Raw genomic sequence first — 17,588 nt, forward strand, 5'->3', positions numbered from 1 at the left:
GTCAGTCGGCGTCGGGCGGGGGCGCGTTCACCTTGACGAACCGGTCCGACAGTCGGCGCATCCGGATCATCAGCGAGGCCGACGGGCTGACGCTGCCGTCGAGGTAGGCGGCCAGGTCCTCGGCTGCCACCCCGATACGGGCGGCGAATTCCTGCTGAGCCAGGCCGGATCGCTCGATCAGCAGCCCGACGTGGCGGGCCACCTCGGCGCGTTCGTTGGCCTCCAGGTGGGTGCGGGCGCGCTCCAGCACCTCCCACAGCGCCTTGGAAATGCCATAGGGGCGGGTGCCTTCGAGGACTTCTTCGACCTGGCGGGCGGTGCGGCCGAACGGGTCGCGCTTCAGCGCGGCGGCAATCCGCTTCCAGATGTCGATGTCACCGCCCTGCAGCGCCGAGCGAATGGCGGCGGTCGGCCAGAATTCCACCGGCTGATCGAAATCATGCTGCGGACGAGTCTCTGCGGCGGGCTGCCGGGGCGGCGGCACGCGTCGACGGTCGGCTGCCAACGTCACCTCGCCTCCTCCAGCATCGCGACGGCCACGGACAGACAGCGCTGCCTTACGTCCTCCCATTCTGCCTTGGCGTCCGGTTCCGAGACGGCGTCAGGCAGATCGGAAGGATTCGGATCCGCGAGTCGACGGACCAATTGGGAAGTGATCCATTGCTGCCTGGGCGGTTGACAACAGTAATACCTGTCCATTCCGGCGAGCACCACCGCAGCCGTTTCCGGTTCTAAAGCGTCGACCATGTCAGCAAATTCGGCATAATCACGGCTGCTGTTACGGGACATGATCAGGTAGCTCTTGAGACGCAGGGTCTCGGCACCCGTCGGGACCTGAAGCCGGTCGCCGGTGGGCAATTGCACGTGGGTGGTTTCCACCGGGCTGCGGCGCGCGTATTGCGGCCGGCCGCGGTCGCGGGCACCGGCCTCGAGCGCGTCGATGGCAACCGACAACCGACTCCGCCACAGCGTGACCGGATGCACCGGCCGATCGCCCCACGGCATGGCCCGGGCGATGCCGTTGCGCGCGGCCAGGCCGTCGACCAGCTTCTTGGCCGCGGCCTTGGTCTGGCCGTTGCTGCCGTTCTTCTCGGCGCCGAGCGTGACCGCGACAGTCTCCCCATCGCCGATGTTGACCTGGTGTGGTATCTGTCCCGGCCCCTGGCCGCGGGTCTCGTCGGCGTCCTTGCAGTTGCGCCCGCAGCCGGTGAAAGCCAGCGGATCGGCCACCGTGATCGCGTCGGGCGCCAGGTGTTTGAGCTTGGCCGCGGACTTGAGCACCATGCGCACGTCCGCGCTGGGAGCGGTGAGCGCCGAGATGTCGTCGGGAATGACGACGACGTCGCCGAGGTCGACCGCGGGCAGCGGCCGGTCGAAATCGACCGATGGCAGGACGCGGCGCAGCCAGCCCGGCAGCCACCAGTTCCACTGGGCGAACATCGCCATCAAAGCCGGGACCAGCACCAGCCGCACCACGGTGGCGTCCACCGCGATCGCGACCGCACACGCCACCCCGATCTCGGCGACCAGCGGCATGCCGGCGAACGCGAAGCCGATGAATACCGCGATCATGATCAGGGCGGCGCTGGTGATGGTGCGGGCGCTGGTACTCACGCCGTAGGCGACGGCGTCGCGGGTGTTTCCGGTGTGCAGGAAGCGTTCCCGGATACGGGTCAGCAGGAAGATCTCGTAATCCATCGACAACCCGAACGTCATCGCCAGGACCAGCGGGGGAACGGTGCTGTCGATCGACGTGATGTGGGCGAACCCGAGATCGCGCAACCAGCCCCACTGGAACACCATGACCAGGCTTCCGTAGGCGGCGGCGACCGACAGCAGCGTCATCAGCACGCCCTTGAGGGCCAGGAACACCGAGTGGATCGACAGCAACAGCATCACGAACGCGATGGCCGCGACGAACAGCAGCACCAACGGTTCGGTGGCCGAGACCCGGTCGTCGAAGTCCTTGATCAGCGCCGTCGGCCCGCCCACGTCGACGCGTGCGGTTCCCTCATTCGGAACCGTCGGTAGCTGGGCGCGCATCCAGTCGACCGACTGCCGGGCACCCATGTCCTCGGGATCGACCGACAACACCGCGGACAGCAACGCACTGCTGTTGTCGTCGGCGAACTGCGGTGGGGTCACCGAGACGATGTGCGGGGCCTGCGTCATCCGCTGCCGGATGGCGGCCAACGTCTGGCTGTGCTCGGGTGCGGACGCGGAGCCGTCGGGGAAGCTCACCATCACCTGGATCGGACCGAGCGCGCCGGGCCCCAGAGCCTGAGATGCCCCGGCGACGCCGGCGCGGATCTCGTGCGCGGAGTCGAACTGGCGCAGCAAGCTGTTGCCCAGCACCATCGACGCCGCCGGTGCGGCCATGACGAGCAGGACCGCCGCCGCCGCGATGGACGACATCCATGGCCGGCGCATCACGGCTGAAACCCAGCGGTTCCAGAATCGGGACTGGGTGCTTTCCGGTCGCCGCGACCAATGCAGCAGCACCGAGCGCTTGGCCGCCGCCCGGCCGAACGTCGCCAGCGCTGCCGGCGTCAGGGTCGTCGAGGTCAGTATCGCCACCGCGACGGCCATAATCGCGCCGGTGGCCATCGATTTCAGCGCCGGGGTGTTGATCAGGTAGATCCCCGTCAGGGACGCCACGACGGTCAACCCGGACAGCACCACCGCCAGCCCGGAGGTGGCCATCGCGGCGTCGACGGCCTCGCGGTGCTGGCGCCCGGCCCGCAATTCCTCGCGGAACCGCATCAAGATGAACAGCGAATAGTCCACCGCCAGCGCGATACCGAACATCGACACCGTCGAGGTCACGAACACCGACATGGTGGTGTACGCCGACAGGAAATAGACCAGTCCCATCGTCACCACGACCGTGCAGACGCCAAGCGCCAGCGGTATCGCCGCGGCGGCCAGCGAGCCGAACACCGCGAGCAAGACGATCAGGATGATCGGCAGGTTCCATTGTTCGGCTTTGGCGATGTCGTGTTTGGTGTTCTCCGCGGCGGCCGCACTGAGCGCGCCCTGTCCGATCACGTAGAGCCGAACCCGGCCGTCCGCGGTCTGGCCGGACTGGTCGCCCTTCACGCCCACCTTCTGGCGGAGCCGTTTGGCGATGTCGCTGGTGCCGGCATTGCGTGAGTCGAGCCGCAACGTCAGCACATACGGCCGGTCGGGCTGCGGCGGGCGTTGCGTGGGGTTGGTTTTCTCGGTGACGCCGGGGAACTCGCCGATGATCTGCCGCAGCTGCGTCACGGCGTTGTTCATGTCGTCATAGCTGGCGTCGGGTCGGGGGGCGGCCACCAGGGCCAATGACGACGCGCCCAGGTCGTGATACTGCTCCTCGAGCTGATCGTGGACCTTCAACGACTGCGAACCGGCCACTTCGAAACCGCCGCCGGTGAGATTCCCGGACTGCGTCAACGCCAGGTAGATCGCCGGGACCAATGCCAACAACCAGCCTGTGAAGACCAACCAGCGGTACCTGCGCAGGCTGCGGCTGAGGCGCATCATAAACTGCTGGATTTCAGGCTCCCCAAGTATCTCGCTTACGCGTGAGGGCGACGATACCGCAGCAGCCTGTGCATTAGTCCGGCTTAACGAATTCGTGAGCTGCGCAGACGGCTCCGTAGCCGAGTCGCGACCGAGTCGTTGCCGACCGGTGATCAAGCGGAATCTGCGTCACGCCAGGTGGCAGCGTGCGGACCCCGATGGCAGGATGGCGCAGGGTCGCGCGGGGATGAGGAGTTCAGGCATGAAGACAGGCATTCTGACGGGACGGCGCACGCTCGTTGCCGGGTTGTTCGCCGCGGCGGTACCCGCTGCGGCCGTCGCTCTGCTGGCCGGGCCGCCGGCCACGGGCGCCAACGACCCGTGTGCGGCGAGCGAGATCGCCCGCACGATCGGGTCGGTCTCCAAATCGATGGGCGACTATCTGGACTCGCACCCGGAGACCAACCATGCGATGACCACGATGCTGCAGCAGCAGGTCGGCCCGCAGTCGGCCACCGGGCTGAAGTCCTACTTCGAGGCCAACCCCAAGGTGGCCGCCGATGTGGCCGGGATCGCGCAGCCGCTGACCAACCTGTCGATGCAGTGCAAGTTGCCGATCAGCATTCCCCAGGCCATGGGCATGATGCAGCAGGCCCCAGGCGCCGGCGGGGTGCCTGCGTTGCCCGTCTCGCCGGCCGCCGGGCTGGGCACCGCACCCGCGGCGACCGCCCCGGCCCCGGCCGCGAGCGGCGCACTGCCCGGCCCCTCCCGGCAGAACAACGTCGGCTAGTCGGCGCCATTCTCCGGCGGCGGTAGGGGACCCTGCAGCGCATCGGCCGTGGGATCGTCGTCCCAGCGCCGCAACTGTGGCTCGATCAGCGGCAGTGGCCCGGTCGGTGGGTCGTCGTCGGAGCCGCCGGGGTTTTCGGTGCGGAACACGAAGAAGAACACCACCCAGCCGACCGCCGAGATGAGCAGCCAGCTGATCAGCCGGTAGAGCAGCATCGCCGAGATCGCGTTGGGCAGCGACATGCCGCTGGACACCAGGCCGGGCACCAGCACCGCCTCCACGACCAACAGCCCACCCGGCATCAGCGGAATCGTGCCGACCGCGCGGGCGGCCGCATATGCGACTGTCAATCCGGCGATCGACGCATGGTCGCCGGCGGCGTACGCGGCGAAGCCGAGGCAGGCGACGTCGGCGATCCAGTTGAACATCGACCAGCTGAACGCCACCCCGAGGTCGCGCCGGCCCAGGCTGACCGATTCGAGCTGCATCAGGATCTCGCGCCACTTGGCCAGGCCGGTGTCGACCGGCTTGCCGCGCGCGGAGTTGAACAACGACAAGACGCGGGCGCCGATGCCCTCGATGAGCTCCGGGCGCGACGCCACCGCCTGAAAAAGCAACAGCAATGCGATGAAGCCGCCGAGGGTGAACAACAGCGAGAAGGGGTTGTTCTTCGCGCCCAGGAAGAAGGCGCCACCCAACCCGAGCAGCGCCAGACCCACCGCCTGCAGTACCCCCGACATCACCAACTGCCAGGACGCGACCACGGTCGACGCTCCCCAAATGCGTTGCTGCCGAAGCAAAAACGTCGCCGACAGCACCGGGCCGCCGGGCAGCGTGGTGCTCAGCGAGTTGGCGGCATAGAACGCGGCCTCGGAGCGTAGCTGCTTGACGTGCACCCCGGCGGACTTCAGCAGGGTGCGCTGGATCTGGGCGAAGCTGTGCATCGATGCGGCCGCCGCCGCCACCGCCGCGAGCAGCCACCACCAGTTGGCCTGGAAGAGGCTGGTCCACGCCTTGGCCAGCTGATCCCAGCCCAGCGCGACCTCGACGCCGAGCACGATCGCGACCAGGCCCAGCACCGCCGGGCGCACCCACCAGTATTTGCCGCGCGGCGTCTCGCTCTCGCGTGCGGGGGCGGGCGGCGCATCCTCGTGCGCGAATGTCCCGCCGCCCGGGAAGCGGAGGTCGCGGATGGGCGCGTCGTGCGGCACGTGATTTAGGGTAACCGCGCAGGTGGCACGCCGATCAAGACGCAACTCCGCGCGTGTCGTCGTCGTAACCGGATCGTGCTGACCTCACTACCCAACTCCCCAGCCCGATAGGCTGGCCGGATGCCGGCAAACTCCGACGACGACTCGGTCGAGCCCCTTGTCCGCAAGACCGCAGCGTGGGCCTGGCGTTTGCTGGCCATCTTCGCTGCGGCGCTCGCATTCTTCTGGGTGGTGGCCAAGCTCGAGGTCATCGTCGTCCCGGTGCTGCTGGCTTTGATGGTCAGTGCGCTGCTGGTGCCGGTGGTGGACTGGCTGGATCGGCAGGGTCTGCCGCGCGGCGGTGCCGTTGCACTGGTGCTACTCGGCGGGTTCGCGGTGCTGGGCGGCATCCTCACATTCGTCATCACCCAGTTCATCGTCGGTTTGCCCGACCTGACCGAGCAGGTGACCCGCAGCATCGACACCACCCGGCGGTGGCTGATCGAAGGGCCGGTGCACCTGCGCAGCGAGCAGATCACCAACGCGGGCAATGCCGCGATTCAGGCGCTGCACAACAACCAGTCGAAGTTGACCAGCGGCGCACTGAACACCGCGGCCACCCTCACCGAACTGCTCACCGCCGCGGTGCTGGTGTTGTTCACCCTGATCTTCTTCCTGTACGGCGGCCGCAACATCTTCGCCTACACGGTGAAGATCTTCCCGATCGGCGTGCGCGACCGGGTCATGGAGGCGGGCCGCGCCGGATACGGCTCGCTGATCGCCTACGTGCGGGCCACCTTCCTGGTGGCCTTCACCGACGCGGCCGGGGTGGGCGCCGGGCTGGCCATCATGGGCGTTCCGCTGGCGCTGCCCCTGGCGTCGCTGGTGTTTCTCGGCGCCTTCATCCCGCTGATCGGTGCGCTGATTTCGGGGCTGGTGGCCGTGGTGGTCGCGCTGCTGACCAAAGGCATTGTCTACGCGCTGATCACCCTCGGTTTGCTGGTCGTGATCAACCAGATCGAGTCACATCTGCTGCAGCCACTGGTGATGGGCCGCGCGGTCTCGATTCACCCACTTGGGGTGGTGCTGGCGATCTCCACCGGCGGTGTGCTCGGCGGGATCGTCGGCGCCCTGCTGGCGGTCCCGACGGTGGCGTTCCTCAACAACGCAATCCAGGTGCTGCTCGCCCGGGATCCGGCCGCCGAAGCCGAAAAACTGGACGAGGATGCCGAGGGCATCGTGCTGCACGCCCAGGCGGACGATCCGGTGACGCGGTCCGAATAGAACCCGAGCGGGACTAGAGCCGTCCCTCGCGGCGCAACAGATCCTGGGCCGACAGCCCGCCGCCCGCGCGGCGGCGTGGACGCGCATTGTCGCCATTGTCGGCCTGGCCGCGCGCATTCATCTTCTCGGTGGCGGGATCGGATTCGTTGCCCTCCGAACGCATCACGGGAAGCGCGGTGGTCGGCTCGGCTGTGCCTTCGTGGTTGCCGGGAACCGGCATGGCCCTGGTTTGACCGGCCGACGGCGGCGGCGCGGGCGGCGCAGCAGGCGCCGCGGGCCGCGGGTCGGCGCTGCCCTGAGCAGAGAAGCGGGTCGTCTTGGCTTCCGTCGGCTGGCTGGGCCGGGACGGGGCGCGGGTGGGACCCGGAGGCAGCTCCGCTGCGGGCCGCGGCTCAGACGGCCGCGACGGCTCCGGGGGCGCTCCGGGGTGCGTGGGGTCGTGCGGCGCCCGCGGTTTCGCGGCGACCAGGCTGGCCGCAACCGGCGGCCGCAGCGCCCGGCCGTTGACGACGGCGCGCTTGCGTTCGTCGGGCAGGTCGATCTCGCCCAGGCCGATCTTGTTCTGCAGCCGCCGGGCCCAGCGCGGGGCCCACCAGCAGTCGTCGCCGAGCAGCTTCATCACCGAGGGCACCAGGAACATCCGGACCACGGTCGCGTCCAGCAACAGCGCCGCCGCCAAGCCGAACGCCAGATACTTCATCATCACCAGATCGGAGAACATGAACGAGCCGGCGACCACGGCGAGCACCAGCGCGGCGGCCGTGATCAGACGTCCGGTGGTCGCGGTGCCGATCCGGATCGCCTCGGCCGTCGACATGCCGCGTTCGCGGGCCTCGACCATGCGGGACACCAAGAACACCTCGTAGTCGGTGGCCAGACCGAAGCCCACCGCGACGACCAGCGCGATCAGCACCACCATCAGCGGCGTCGGCGTGAAGTTCAGCCACGTCGAGAAGTGCCCGTCGACGAAGATCCAGGTCAGGATGCCCAGTGTGGAGCCCAGCGTCAGCGCGCTCATCAGCGCGGCCTTGATCGGCAACACCACCGACCCGAAGGCCAGGAACATCAGCAACAGGCTGGCGGACAGCAGCAACACCAGCATCAGCGGAGCCTTGTCGAACAGGCTGTGGATGCTGTCCTGCTCCAGCGCCGGCGTGCCGCCGACCAGCAGGGTCAGGCCCTTCGGCGGGTTGATCGCCCGCAGCTCTTTGATCTTCTTCTCGGCATCGTTCTTGTTGACCAGGCCGTTCTGGATCACCCGCACCGAATCGTCCTTGGGCTGGGTGGTCCCGTTCGGCCCGGCGACGCAGGGGTTGTCGGCGATCACCGGGCAGGGGCGCTCCTCCCACGTCTTGTCGGTGAAGCCGGTGATCCCCGAGATCCGGTTGCGGATGTCGGCCACCTGCTGGTCGGTGACCTTGCTGTGGTTGTTGCTCTTGATCACCACGGTCAGCTGCTCGGTCCGGTACCCGGGGAAGAGCTTGTCGAAGTGCTCCTGCGCCTGGCGCACCGCGTTGTCGGGTGGCAGGTATTTCTCGCTCATGCCGCCGAGCGACAGGTTGCCCAGCGGGATGACCAGCAGGATCATCCCGACGGCGATCGGGATGGCGAACGCCAGCGGGCGCTTCATCACGGTCGTGACGAGCTTGCCCCAGAAGCCGGCCTCGACCTCTTCGCGGGTCTTGGTCTTCTGCAGGCGCTCGGCGAGCCACTCCAGGTAGACCCGGGAAACCTTCCAGTTGCGCAGGAACGGCACCCGGAACGCGGTCCGCACCCCCAGGGCGTCGACGTTGCGGCCGAGGATGCCCAGGGCGGCCGGCAGCAGGGTGATCGACAGCAGTGCGGCAAGCCCGACCGCGGCGAAGATCGCGTAGGTCAGCGAGTGCACGAAGCCCTGCGGCAGCACCAGCAGGCTGGCGCTGCAGGCGATGATCAGCGCCGCCGAGAACACGACCGTACGACCGGCCGTCATCACCGTACGGCGCACCGCGGCCTCGGTGTCGTAGCCCTCGGCGATCTCCTCCCGGAATCGGCTGACGATGAAGAGGCCGTAGTCGATGGCGATACCGAAGCCGATCAGCGAGACCACGGGCTGGGCGAAGAAGTGCACCGGGCCGAAGATCGCGGCGAAGCGCAGGATGCCGAGCGCCCCGGCGATGCTCAGGCCGCCCACGATGACCGGCAGGCCGGCGGCGACCGCGCCACCGAACACCAAGAACAGCACCACGGTCACCAGCGGGAGCCCCAGGTATTCCAGGAGCTTCTGGTCGGTGGCAATGGTGCCGGTCAGCGCGCTGGCGACCGGCTCCAGTCCGGCGAGTTCGATCTTGCCGCCGTTGAGCTTGTGCAGGGCCGGCTCGATGAGCTTGTAGTTGTTGAGGATGGTGTCGTCGTCGTCGCCCTTGAGCGGGATGGTGACGAAGGTGTGCTTCTTGTCCTCGGTTGCCATGCCCTTGATCTGGGCGTTGGGGGGTTCGGAGCCGGGAGCCAAGGCGAGATAGCCGGCCCAGCCGAGCACCTGGCTGGAATGATCCTTGACGAACTTGTTCAGTTCGTCGACGGTTTGCTGCCGCCACGCCGGGTCGTCGACGGTCTTGCCGTCCGGCGCGGTGAAGATCGCTACGATCTGGCTCGTCCGGTCACGGCCATACGTCTTGTCGCCCAGGATCGAGGCCGCGACGGACTGGCTGCCGTCGTCGTAGAAGCCACTCTGCGTGACATGCTTGCCCAAGCTCATCCCGAAGACGCCACCGCCAAGGCACAGAGCCACCATGACCCCGATCACGATGTACCTGTAGCGGTACACGGTTCGACCCCACCAGGCGAACACGTAAGCTCCTTACTGGATCACTAACAGCGACCCGCGCAGCGTCTTTCGGTTTTTCAAGCCAGTGTCACACACGCGTGGTCAAGAGCGCGGACAGCGGCCGGAACGGCTGCAGCCACGCTCCCTGGTCGGGCAGCGAATCTAGGCCGATCCGCGGCAGCGGTTCCCGGAAAACACCCTCGATGTCCTCCAGATCAACGAAGTCCAAGGTATCCGACGCTAGTGCCCAACTCGCGTGTTCGCGAAATCCGATCACTTGGACGGGGGTTGTGCCACCAACCCCGGAGCGGGCGATTTCTTCCAGCGGCAGCCGGAACGCCTGCCCGTCAGCCGAAGCTACGACCAGCGCCGCGAGCCCTTCTTGGCGCCGCAGTTCGATGTGGGCGAGCATGTCCCGGTCGACATCGCTGTCTTCATCTATCTTCGGCTTGGCGAAGACCGCGAACCCCACGTTACGCAACGCGTCCACCCAGGGCCGAACGACTTCGGCGCTGCCCGGGGCGATGTTGGTGAACACGGTGGCCTCGGGTTCGACGATGACGCCCGGCCGCCCGGCGCTGACCTCGGCCGTCCGCGCCAGCAGCCAGCGCCCCAGGGCGTCGAAGCGGGGGCGCTCCAGCGCCGTCGGGCGCCGCCCCAAAATCGAGCCGAGGCCCATGTCGAGGTTGGGGGCGTCCCACACCAGCAGCACCCGCCGCGGTGCCGCGTCGAGGCTGCCCAGCTCGTTACCGGGCGGCGCCGCCGGCGCGGCGGTGGTTTCCGCGGTCGTTTCTTCTGCGAGGCTCATACTCATCGTCTTTTCCAGATGAACTCGGATACGGAGCTGCCCGCTTCTTGGGCTTTCAGTTCGTATTTGGTCGTCGGGCGCACGGTCGAGATCGGCAGTTCGCTGCCGGGTTCGACGCGACAGAGCCGGGGTTCGGCGTCGCCCACCTCGGCCATCTGCTCGGCGTAGCCGGGATGATCCGTCGCGGCGTGCAGGACACCTCCGGGGAGTAGCCGGTCGGCGATCAGCGCAACCGTGCCCGGTTGCAGGAAGCGTCGTTTGTGGTGGCGCGCCTTCGGCCACGGGTCGGGAAAGTAGAGACGGAACCCGGTCAGCGTGGCCGGTGCGATCAGATGCTGCAGCACCTCGATCCCGTTGCCGCGGATCAACCGGATGTTGGTGACCTGCTCGCGGTCGAGCGCGCACAGCAGCTGGGCCAGGCCCCGCTTGTAGACCTCCACAGCGATCACGTCGATTTCAGGTTCATCGCGGGCCATCGCCAGCGTCGACGTGCCGCTGCCGCAGCCGACCTCGAGCACCAGCGGCGCTTGCCGGCCGAACCACGCCCGGGTGTCCAGCGGTTCGAAGCCACGCGGGATGTCGGAGCGGCCGATCGCCGGCCACAGCCGGTCCCACGCCTCTCGCTGGCCGCCGGACAGGGTGGAACGCCTGGAGCGGAAGCTCGTGGCCGGTAGATAGCCCCGTTGAGGGGCGTCCGAACCGTCCGGATTCGACGCTGGCGTCACACCTTCTGCGATGTCCAGGCCGGTTCCCACCTCCACCGGTGCATCGGGACAGGTCCCGACCCCGGGTTGCGCGTGCATTTGTCCATGGTGGCCCATGAATCCCCGATGTAGCCGCCCCTGGTCCAGATTGATACCCAACAGTTGCCTTCAACTGGTAACAGATAAGCGGTGGCTCGCAACTCGAACACGCAAGTGCCACTATGCGGAGGTGCCCGATCGTTTGCCCGGCAAACAGGCCCAGTGCTGGCGACAGCCCCGCATGCGGCGGGAAGCAACGTCGCACTGGGGCGCGGGCCGATCGGATCGAGCAGGCAAGAAATGAACGTACGGGGGAGCCAAGTTTTTACCGACGAGCTGGCACGATTTGCTGCCGAGTGTGACGACGCGCGGGTGAGCGCGATCGCCGAGAAGGTCGCGGCGCCGCTGCGGGTGGCGGTACACGGACGCACCGGAGTCGGGCGCGGCGCCGTGGCACGTGCGCTGAGTCAGGCCGGGGCGGCGTCGGGAATCGTGGTGACCCCGGCCGAGCGCGAGGCCGACGTCGCTGTTCAGGTCATCGCTGAAGTGGTCAAACCCGAGGACACCGAGGCGATCGCCGTCGCTGGCCGCCCGGTGCTGACGGTGCTCAATAAGGCCGACCTGCTCGGCTCGCTGTCGGGTCGCGGCGGGGGTCGTCCGCTGTTGCGGGCACAAAACACCAGCGCACGTCTCGCCGAGGTCGTCGGCGGTCCGGTCGCACCGATGATCGCTTTGCTGGCGGTCTCCGCGTTCGACGGATTGGACGCCACCTCGTGGACAGCGCTGCAGACGCTGGCCGCCCACCCCGCCGCCCTGGACGGCTCGTTCGAGGATTTCGTCGCGGCGGATAATCCCGTGCCGGCCGACGCCCGGCTGCGGCTGCTGGACAGCCTGGACTTGTTCGGCACCGCACTGGGCGTCGCCGCGGTGCGTCGCGGCGGCACGCCGGCGCAGTTCCGGGCCCTGCTGCGGCGGGTCAGCGGCGTCGACGTGGTGCTCACCCGGTTGTCGGCCCTGGGCGCCGAGGTGCGCTACCAGCGGGTGCTGGACGCCGCCGCGGAGCTGGAGGCCCTGGCGGTCGGCCACGCGATCGGGGAGCGGATCAGCGGATTCCTGTCCGGCGACGACGCCGTGCTCGCGCGGATGGCCGCCGCCGTCGAGGTCGCCGAGGCGACCGGGCTGGATGTCGACAGCGATGACGACCCGGACGGACACCTGCCCCGCGCCCAGCGCTGGCAGCGCTTCAGCCGCGGATCGGCGAGTGAATTGCACCGCAGCTGCGGCGCGGATATCGCCCGCGGATCGCTGCGGCTGTGGTCGCGGACCCGGGGGGCGTCATGAGCGGCGATGCGTCCGGCGATGCGGCTGCCCAGGTCGACGAACTGGTCGCGGCGATCGGGCCGCAGCTGGAGTCGCCGGTGGTCAGCCGCCGCGACGTCGTGCTGGTCACCGGCCCGTGGATGGCCGGCGTGACGGCGGTGGCCACCGCGCTGGGCGAGCGGTTGCCCGCGCACAAGTTCGTCGAGTCGACGGATCTGCAGCCCGGCGAGGCGCCGACGGCGGTGGTGTTCGTCGTCTCCGCGGCCGCCGAACTCACCGCGTCGGACTGCGCGCTGCTCGACGCCGCCTGCGAGGACACCGACGTCGTCGTCGCGGTGGTGTCGAAGATCGACGTGCACCGCGCGTGGCGCGACGTGCTCAGTGCCAACCGCGACAAGCTCGCCGCCCATGCGCCGCGCTATGCCCAGGTGCCGTGGGTCGGTGCGGCCGCCGCGCCCGAGCTGGGCGAGCCGCAGCTGGACGAACTGGTCGACACCGTCGCGGAGCAACTCGACGCTTCCGATGTCGGGCGCCGGAATCGGTTGCGAGCCTGGGAATCTCGGCTTCAAATGGTCTCGCGGCGGTTCGATCGTGACGCGGACAGCGCCGGGCGGCGGGCCCGGGTCGACGCGCTGCGCGAGGAGCGCAGCACCGCGTTGCGGGAGCGTCGGCAAGCGAAATCCGAGCGCACCATCCGGATGCGCGGCCAGACCCAGCAGGCGCGCGTTCAGCTGTCGCACTTCGCGCTGAATCGATGCTCGTCGGTGCGCAGCGAGCTACAAGAGGACGCCGCGCATCTGCCACGCCGCGACATGGCTGGATTCGAGGCGCACGCGCGGAGCCGGGCCGCCGAGGTGGTCAGCGAGGTGAACGAGGGCACCACCACCCAGCTCGACGATGTTGCGCGCGAGCTGGATCTGCCGATGGAGCTACCGCCGGTCGAGCAGCTGCCCACCGCCGACGTCGCGCCGCCGCCGCTGAAATCCCGGCGGCAGGAGACCTGGCTGATGCTGCTGCTGGGCGTCGGGTTCGGGGTGGGCGTCGCGCTGACGCTGTCGCGACTGGTGGCTGGTGTCGCCCATCGGCTGAATCCGGCGCTGGAGATCGCCGGCGCGGTGGTGTGCGTGCTGGTAGGCGTGGCGGTCACGGTGCTGGTGGTCAAACTGCGCGCCCTGCTGCACGACCGCGCGTTATTGGATCGCTGGACGGCAGATCTGACGTCGGCGCTGAAATCGGTCGTCGAGGAGCTGGTCGCGACGCGCGTGCTGGCCGCCGAGTCGCTGCTGAGCACCGGGCTGGTCGCGTATGACGAGGCGGAGAACACCCAGGTGTCCGAACAGATCAGCGTGATCGACACCGAGCTGCGCGAGCACGCCATCGCCACGGCGCGGGCCACCGCCGCCCGGGACCGGGAAATGCCGACGGTTCAGGCCGCGCTGGACGCGGTGCGTGCAGAACTCGGGGAACCGGGTATTCCCCGGGGCGATGACTCCGCTGAAGACGCCGGCGGGGCAGAAAACGTTAAAAGGGCTTCGAGGAGCGCGGATGACGAAGAATAGACGCTTCTGAATCGTTGTTGTGAGAAGGCTTATACCCGCCCGGGCCTTCCCCAGCAAGGGGATCACGATAACCTGTAGCTAACGCCACCATGTCAATATCTGTGTGGGCGACTGCATACGCAATCACAATATGCCCGCGCGTACGGAGATGAATTCAGGAGAGTTCGATGACCTCAGCGACCATTCCCGGTCTAGACAACGCACCCACGAATCATCGGGGGCTGCTGGCGTGGGTAGAGGAGGTCGCCGAACTCACCCAGCCCGACCGGGTTGTGTTCGCTGACGGCTCCGACGAGGAGTTCAACCGGCTGGCCACCCAACTCGTCGAGGCGGGCACCCTGAAGAAGCTGAACGAGGAGAAGCGCCCCAACTCCTACCTGGCGCTGTCGGACCCGTCCGACGTGGCGCGGGTGGAGTCGCGGACCTTCATCTGCTCCGAGCGCGAGATCGACGCGGGACCCACCAACAACTGGATGGACCCCACCGAGATGCGGTCCACGATGAACGACCTGTACCGCGGGTGCATGCGCGGTCGCACCATGTGGGTGGTGCCGTTCTGCATGGGCCCGCTGGGTGCCGACGACCCCAAGCTGGGCGTGGAGATCACCGACTCCGAGTACGTCGTCATCTCGATGAAGGTGATGACCAGGATGGGCAAGGCGGCGCTGGAGAAGATCGGCGACGACGGCTTCTTCGTCAAGGCGATGCACTCGGTGGGTGCCCCGCTGGAGCCGGGCCAAAAAGACGTTCCGTGGCCGTGCAACGAGACCAAGTACATCACCCACTTCCCGGAGACCCGCGAGATCATGAGCTACGGCTCGGGGTACGGCGGTAACGCGCTGCTGGGTAAGAAGTGCTACTCGCTGCGTATCGCTTCGGCGATGGCGCACGACGAGGGCTGGCTCGCCGAGCACATGCTGATCCTCAAGCTGATCTCCCCGGAGAACAAGGCCTACTACTTCGCGGCGGCCTTCCCGTCGGCGTGTGGCAAGACCAACCTCGCGATGCTGCAGCCGACCATCCCGGGCTGGCGCGCCGAGACCCTCGGTGACGACATCGCCTGGATGCGGTTCGGCAAGGACGGGCGCCTCTACGCCGTCAACCCGGAGTTCGGCTTCTTCGGTGTCGCGCCGGGCACCAACTGGAAGTCCAACCCGAACGCGATGCGCACCATGGAGGCCGGCAACACCGTCTTCACCAACGTCGCGCTGACCGACGACAACGACGTGTGGTGGGAAGGCCTGGAAGGCGAGCCCGACCACCTGATCGACTGGAAGGGCAACGACTGGATCCTGCGCGAGACGGACACCAAAGCGGCGCACCCCAATTCGCGGTACTGCACCCCGATGTCGCAGTGCCCCATCCTGGCGCCGGAATGGGACGACCCGCAGGGTGTGCCGATTTCCGGCATCCTGTTCGGTGCGCGTCGCAAGACGACGGTGCCGCTGGTGACCCAAGCCCGCGACTGGCAGCACGGCGTCTTCATGGGCGCCACGATGGGCAGCGAGCAGACCGCCGCCGCGGAGGGCAAGGTCGGCACCGTGCGCCGCGACCCGATGGCCATGCTCCCGTTCCTGGGCTACCACGTGGGTGACTACTTCCAGCACTGGATCGACCTGGGCAAGAACTCCGACGAGTCCAAGCTGCCAAAGGTGTTCTTCGTCAACTGGTTCCGCCGCGACTCCGACGGTGGCTTCCTGTGGCCGGGCTTCGGCGAGAACAGCCGGGTGCTCAAGTGGATCGTCGACCGCATCGAGCACCAGGCCGGCGGCCAGGACACCCCGATCGGCATCGTGCCGACCGCCGACGACCTGGACCTGGACGGGCTCGACATCGAGGGCGGCGACGTGGCCAAGGCGCTGGCGGTCAACGCGGCCGAGTGGCGCGAGGAACTGCCCCTGATCGAGGAGTGGTTCGAGTTCGTCGGCGAGAAGCTGCCCACCGGCGTCCGCGACGAGTTCGAGGCGCTCAAGCAGCGGCTTGCCGAGGCCGAATAAACACCGCAGGAAACATTGAATCGGGCTGGCGCGCAAGACGCGTCAGCCCGAATTCATTCGCCGGGTTCTCGGCAAACGAGTGTTTGGAACCGCACGCTGCGGTGTATAGATAGCTAACACCCGAACCCGGAAGGCCGACGATGAAGTCTGTGAAGTCCAAGACGACCCCCGCGCTCACGATTGTGGTTGCAGCGGCGGGAATCCTGTTCAGCGGATGCTCGGCGTCACAAGTGATCAACACCGGCGGCGACACCAAGTGCAAGGACTTCACCACGCAGGACGAGAAGAAGCAGAACGACGAGGTCAGCAAAATGCTGAAGGACAAGAGCGGCCAGGACCCGGCCAATCTGGAGATTTCCGCGACGCGCCTGTCCGCACAGACGTGGTGCCAAACGTTGGGCAAGCCGGACTCCAAGATCTCCGAGGCGCCGCACGGCTGACGCGGTAGTTCCTACCAGCGCAACTTGCACGGCGGCGGCGCCGGTGCAGATCATCGAATCGTGATCGTCGACCGTCGCCGTGCACTCCTCGCGGCGGGACTGCTGGTTTCTGCCTGTCACGGCACGCCGGCACGACCACGTGACGCCGAGCCGGCGATACCCTGGCCCTCGGGTGACGCCCTCGGCATCGGCTTGGAGGACTATCCCTATCCCCATCCGGTGCAGTATCTCGACGTCACGCACGTCGCCGAGGCACCGTGGATCGATCGCCAGGCTCCGGAGTGGGAACGGCGGGCGCGGCTGGCGTACATGGACATTGCGCCCGAGAGCGGGCGGCCACGGGGCACCGTCGCGCTGGTGCACGGGAAGAACTTCTTCGGCGCGTACTGGAAGGACGTCATCGCGGCGCTGCGTCACGCGGGCTACCGGATAGTCGTTCCCGACCTGGTCGGATGGGGTAAGTCCACCAAGCCCTCGACGTTGACCACGGAATCGCTGGTGGCACACCTGCGTTCGCTGCTCGACGCTCTCGCCGTGAATTCCGTTGCTGTCGTGGGTCATTCGACGGGCGGGCTGGTGGCCATGCAGATGGCCCGGGCGCTGCCCGAGCGGGTGGCCGCGCTGGTGCTGGAGAACCCGATGGGACTCGAGGACTACCGGCACAAGCTGATCCGCCAGGTGGGCCACGACGACTGGGCGGCCGACGAACGGACCTCGACCGCCGATCAGATCCGCCAGTACATCGCGCATTATTTCGTGAACAAAGACCCGCGACTCATCGATCCGTTCGTCGCGGTGCGGACCGCGATCGGGCGCTCACCGGAGTTCGAGCGCTGGGTGCAGAGTTCGGCGGCCGCCACCGACATGCTGCTCAATGAGCCCGCAGTGGATTTCGTCGCGTCGTTGTCCGCCCGCACGCTGTTCGTCTGCGGCCTGTCCGACCGCACCTATGTGGGCGCGAAGTACACCGCGCCCAACGAGCAACCCGCCAAAGGGAATATCGCCGAAATGGCTCAGGCGTTCGCGGCCAGGATGCCGGCCGCCCGTTTCGTCGGGGTGCCCGACACCGGCCATGTGCCGCATCTGGAATCACCGGCCGCGTTCATGTCGGCGGTGCTGGACTTTCTGCACTGAGATCGGACACTTG

13 protein-coding genes are annotated in these 17,588 nt (G+C 67.8%); 7 read left to right on the top strand and 6 right to left on the bottom strand.

The genetic code is table 11. The annotated features are described in order from the left end of the window. Position 1 precedes the first annotated feature (1 nt). Together ACAG21_RS11775 and ACAG21_RS11780 are read right to left on the bottom strand one after the other, a co-directional pair. A complete protein-coding gene (locus ACAG21_RS11775) occupies positions 2–511 on the bottom strand; it encodes an XRE family transcriptional regulator (RefSeq protein WP_370496242.1) in 510 nt (169 codons plus the stop codon). Beyond that, complete coding sequence (locus ACAG21_RS11780) at positions 508–3,525, bottom strand: MMPL family transporter (protein WP_370496243.1); 3,018 nt, start codon at positions 3,523–3,525, stop codon at positions 508–510. The genes ACAG21_RS11775 and ACAG21_RS11780 overlap by 4 nt, the downstream gene beginning before the upstream one ends. A gap of 241 nt (positions 3,526–3,766) precedes the next feature. Here ACAG21_RS11780 and ACAG21_RS11785 point away from each other — a divergent pair, with 241 nt between their 5' ends. Then, positions 3,767–4,294, top strand: coding sequence for a hemophore (locus ACAG21_RS11785; RefSeq protein ID WP_370496244.1), 528 nt, complete (start codon positions 3,767–3,769; stop codon positions 4,292–4,294). On the opposite strand, the gene ACAG21_RS11790 is transcribed toward ACAG21_RS11785, so the two are convergent. After that, complete coding sequence (locus ACAG21_RS11790) at positions 4,291–5,505, bottom strand: YbhN family protein (RefSeq protein ID WP_370496245.1); 1,215 nt, start codon at positions 5,503–5,505, stop codon at positions 4,291–4,293. The two genes, ACAG21_RS11785 and ACAG21_RS11790, sit on opposite strands and share 4 nt — an antisense overlap. A 120-nt stretch (positions 5,506–5,625) precedes the next feature. Between ACAG21_RS11790 and ACAG21_RS11795 the strand changes: the two genes are divergently transcribed. After that, a complete protein-coding gene (locus tag ACAG21_RS11795) occupies positions 5,626–6,768 on the top strand; it encodes an AI-2E family transporter (protein WP_370496246.1) in 1,143 nt (380 codons plus the stop codon). Between the two features lie 13 nt (positions 6,769–6,781). Here ACAG21_RS11795 and ACAG21_RS11800 read toward each other — a convergent pair whose 3' ends face one another. From ACAG21_RS11800 to trmB, 3 genes are all read right to left on the bottom strand, one after another. Further along, on the bottom strand, positions 6,782–9,598 hold the full coding sequence (locus tag ACAG21_RS11800; protein ID WP_370496247.1) for an MMPL family transporter: 2,817 nt from the start codon (positions 9,596–9,598) through the stop codon (positions 6,782–6,784). A gap of 64 nt (positions 9,599–9,662) precedes the next feature. After that, a complete protein-coding gene (locus ACAG21_RS11805) occupies positions 9,663–10,382 on the bottom strand; it encodes an NYN domain-containing protein (protein ID WP_370496249.1) in 720 nt (239 codons plus the stop codon). Between the two features lie 2 nt (positions 10,383–10,384). Next, positions 10,385–11,203 carry a tRNA (guanosine(46)-N7)-methyltransferase TrmB gene (gene trmB / locus ACAG21_RS11810; RefSeq protein WP_370496322.1) on the bottom strand — a complete coding sequence of 273 codons (819 nt, stop codon included), beginning with the start codon at positions 11,201–11,203 and terminating at the stop codon, positions 10,385–10,387. Positions 11,204–11,425: 222 nt separating this feature from the next. Between trmB and ACAG21_RS11815 the strand changes: the two genes are divergently transcribed. The 5 genes from ACAG21_RS11815 to ACAG21_RS11835 all read left to right on the top strand — a co-directional run bounded on the left by ACAG21_RS11815 (position 11,426) and on the right by ACAG21_RS11835 (position 17,575). Continuing rightward, the gene (locus ACAG21_RS11815; protein WP_370496250.1) at positions 11,426–12,466 is read left to right on the top strand and encodes a hypothetical protein; all 1,041 of its coding nucleotides are present in this window, start codon (positions 11,426–11,428) and stop codon (positions 12,464–12,466) included. Then, positions 12,463–14,004, top strand: a complete 1,542-nt coding sequence (locus ACAG21_RS11820) for a hypothetical protein (protein ID WP_370496252.1) — start codon at positions 12,463–12,465, stop codon at positions 14,002–14,004. Before ACAG21_RS11815 ends, ACAG21_RS11820 begins: the two co-directional genes overlap by 4 nt. Before the next feature lie 167 nt (positions 14,005–14,171). Then, positions 14,172–16,001: a phosphoenolpyruvate carboxykinase (GTP) gene (locus ACAG21_RS11825; protein ID WP_370496253.1), complete on the top strand. Its 1,830-nt coding sequence runs from the start codon at positions 14,172–14,174 to the stop codon at positions 15,999–16,001. Between the two features lie 179 nt (positions 16,002–16,180). Continuing rightward, the gene (locus tag ACAG21_RS11830) at positions 16,181–16,441 is read left to right on the top strand and encodes a hypothetical protein (RefSeq protein WP_342926565.1); all 261 of its coding nucleotides are present in this window, start codon (positions 16,181–16,183) and stop codon (positions 16,439–16,441) included. Between the two features lie 60 nt (positions 16,442–16,501). Further along, positions 16,502–17,575, top strand: coding sequence for an alpha/beta fold hydrolase (locus tag ACAG21_RS11835; RefSeq protein ID WP_370496255.1), 1,074 nt, complete (start codon positions 16,502–16,504; stop codon positions 17,573–17,575). Positions 17,576–17,588 lie beyond the last annotated feature (13 nt).

Origin of the sequence: Mycobacterium sp. pR1184 (assembly GCF_041287235.1) — a bacterium.
Taxonomy (GTDB): Bacteria; Actinomycetota; Actinomycetes; order Mycobacteriales; family Mycobacteriaceae; genus Mycobacterium.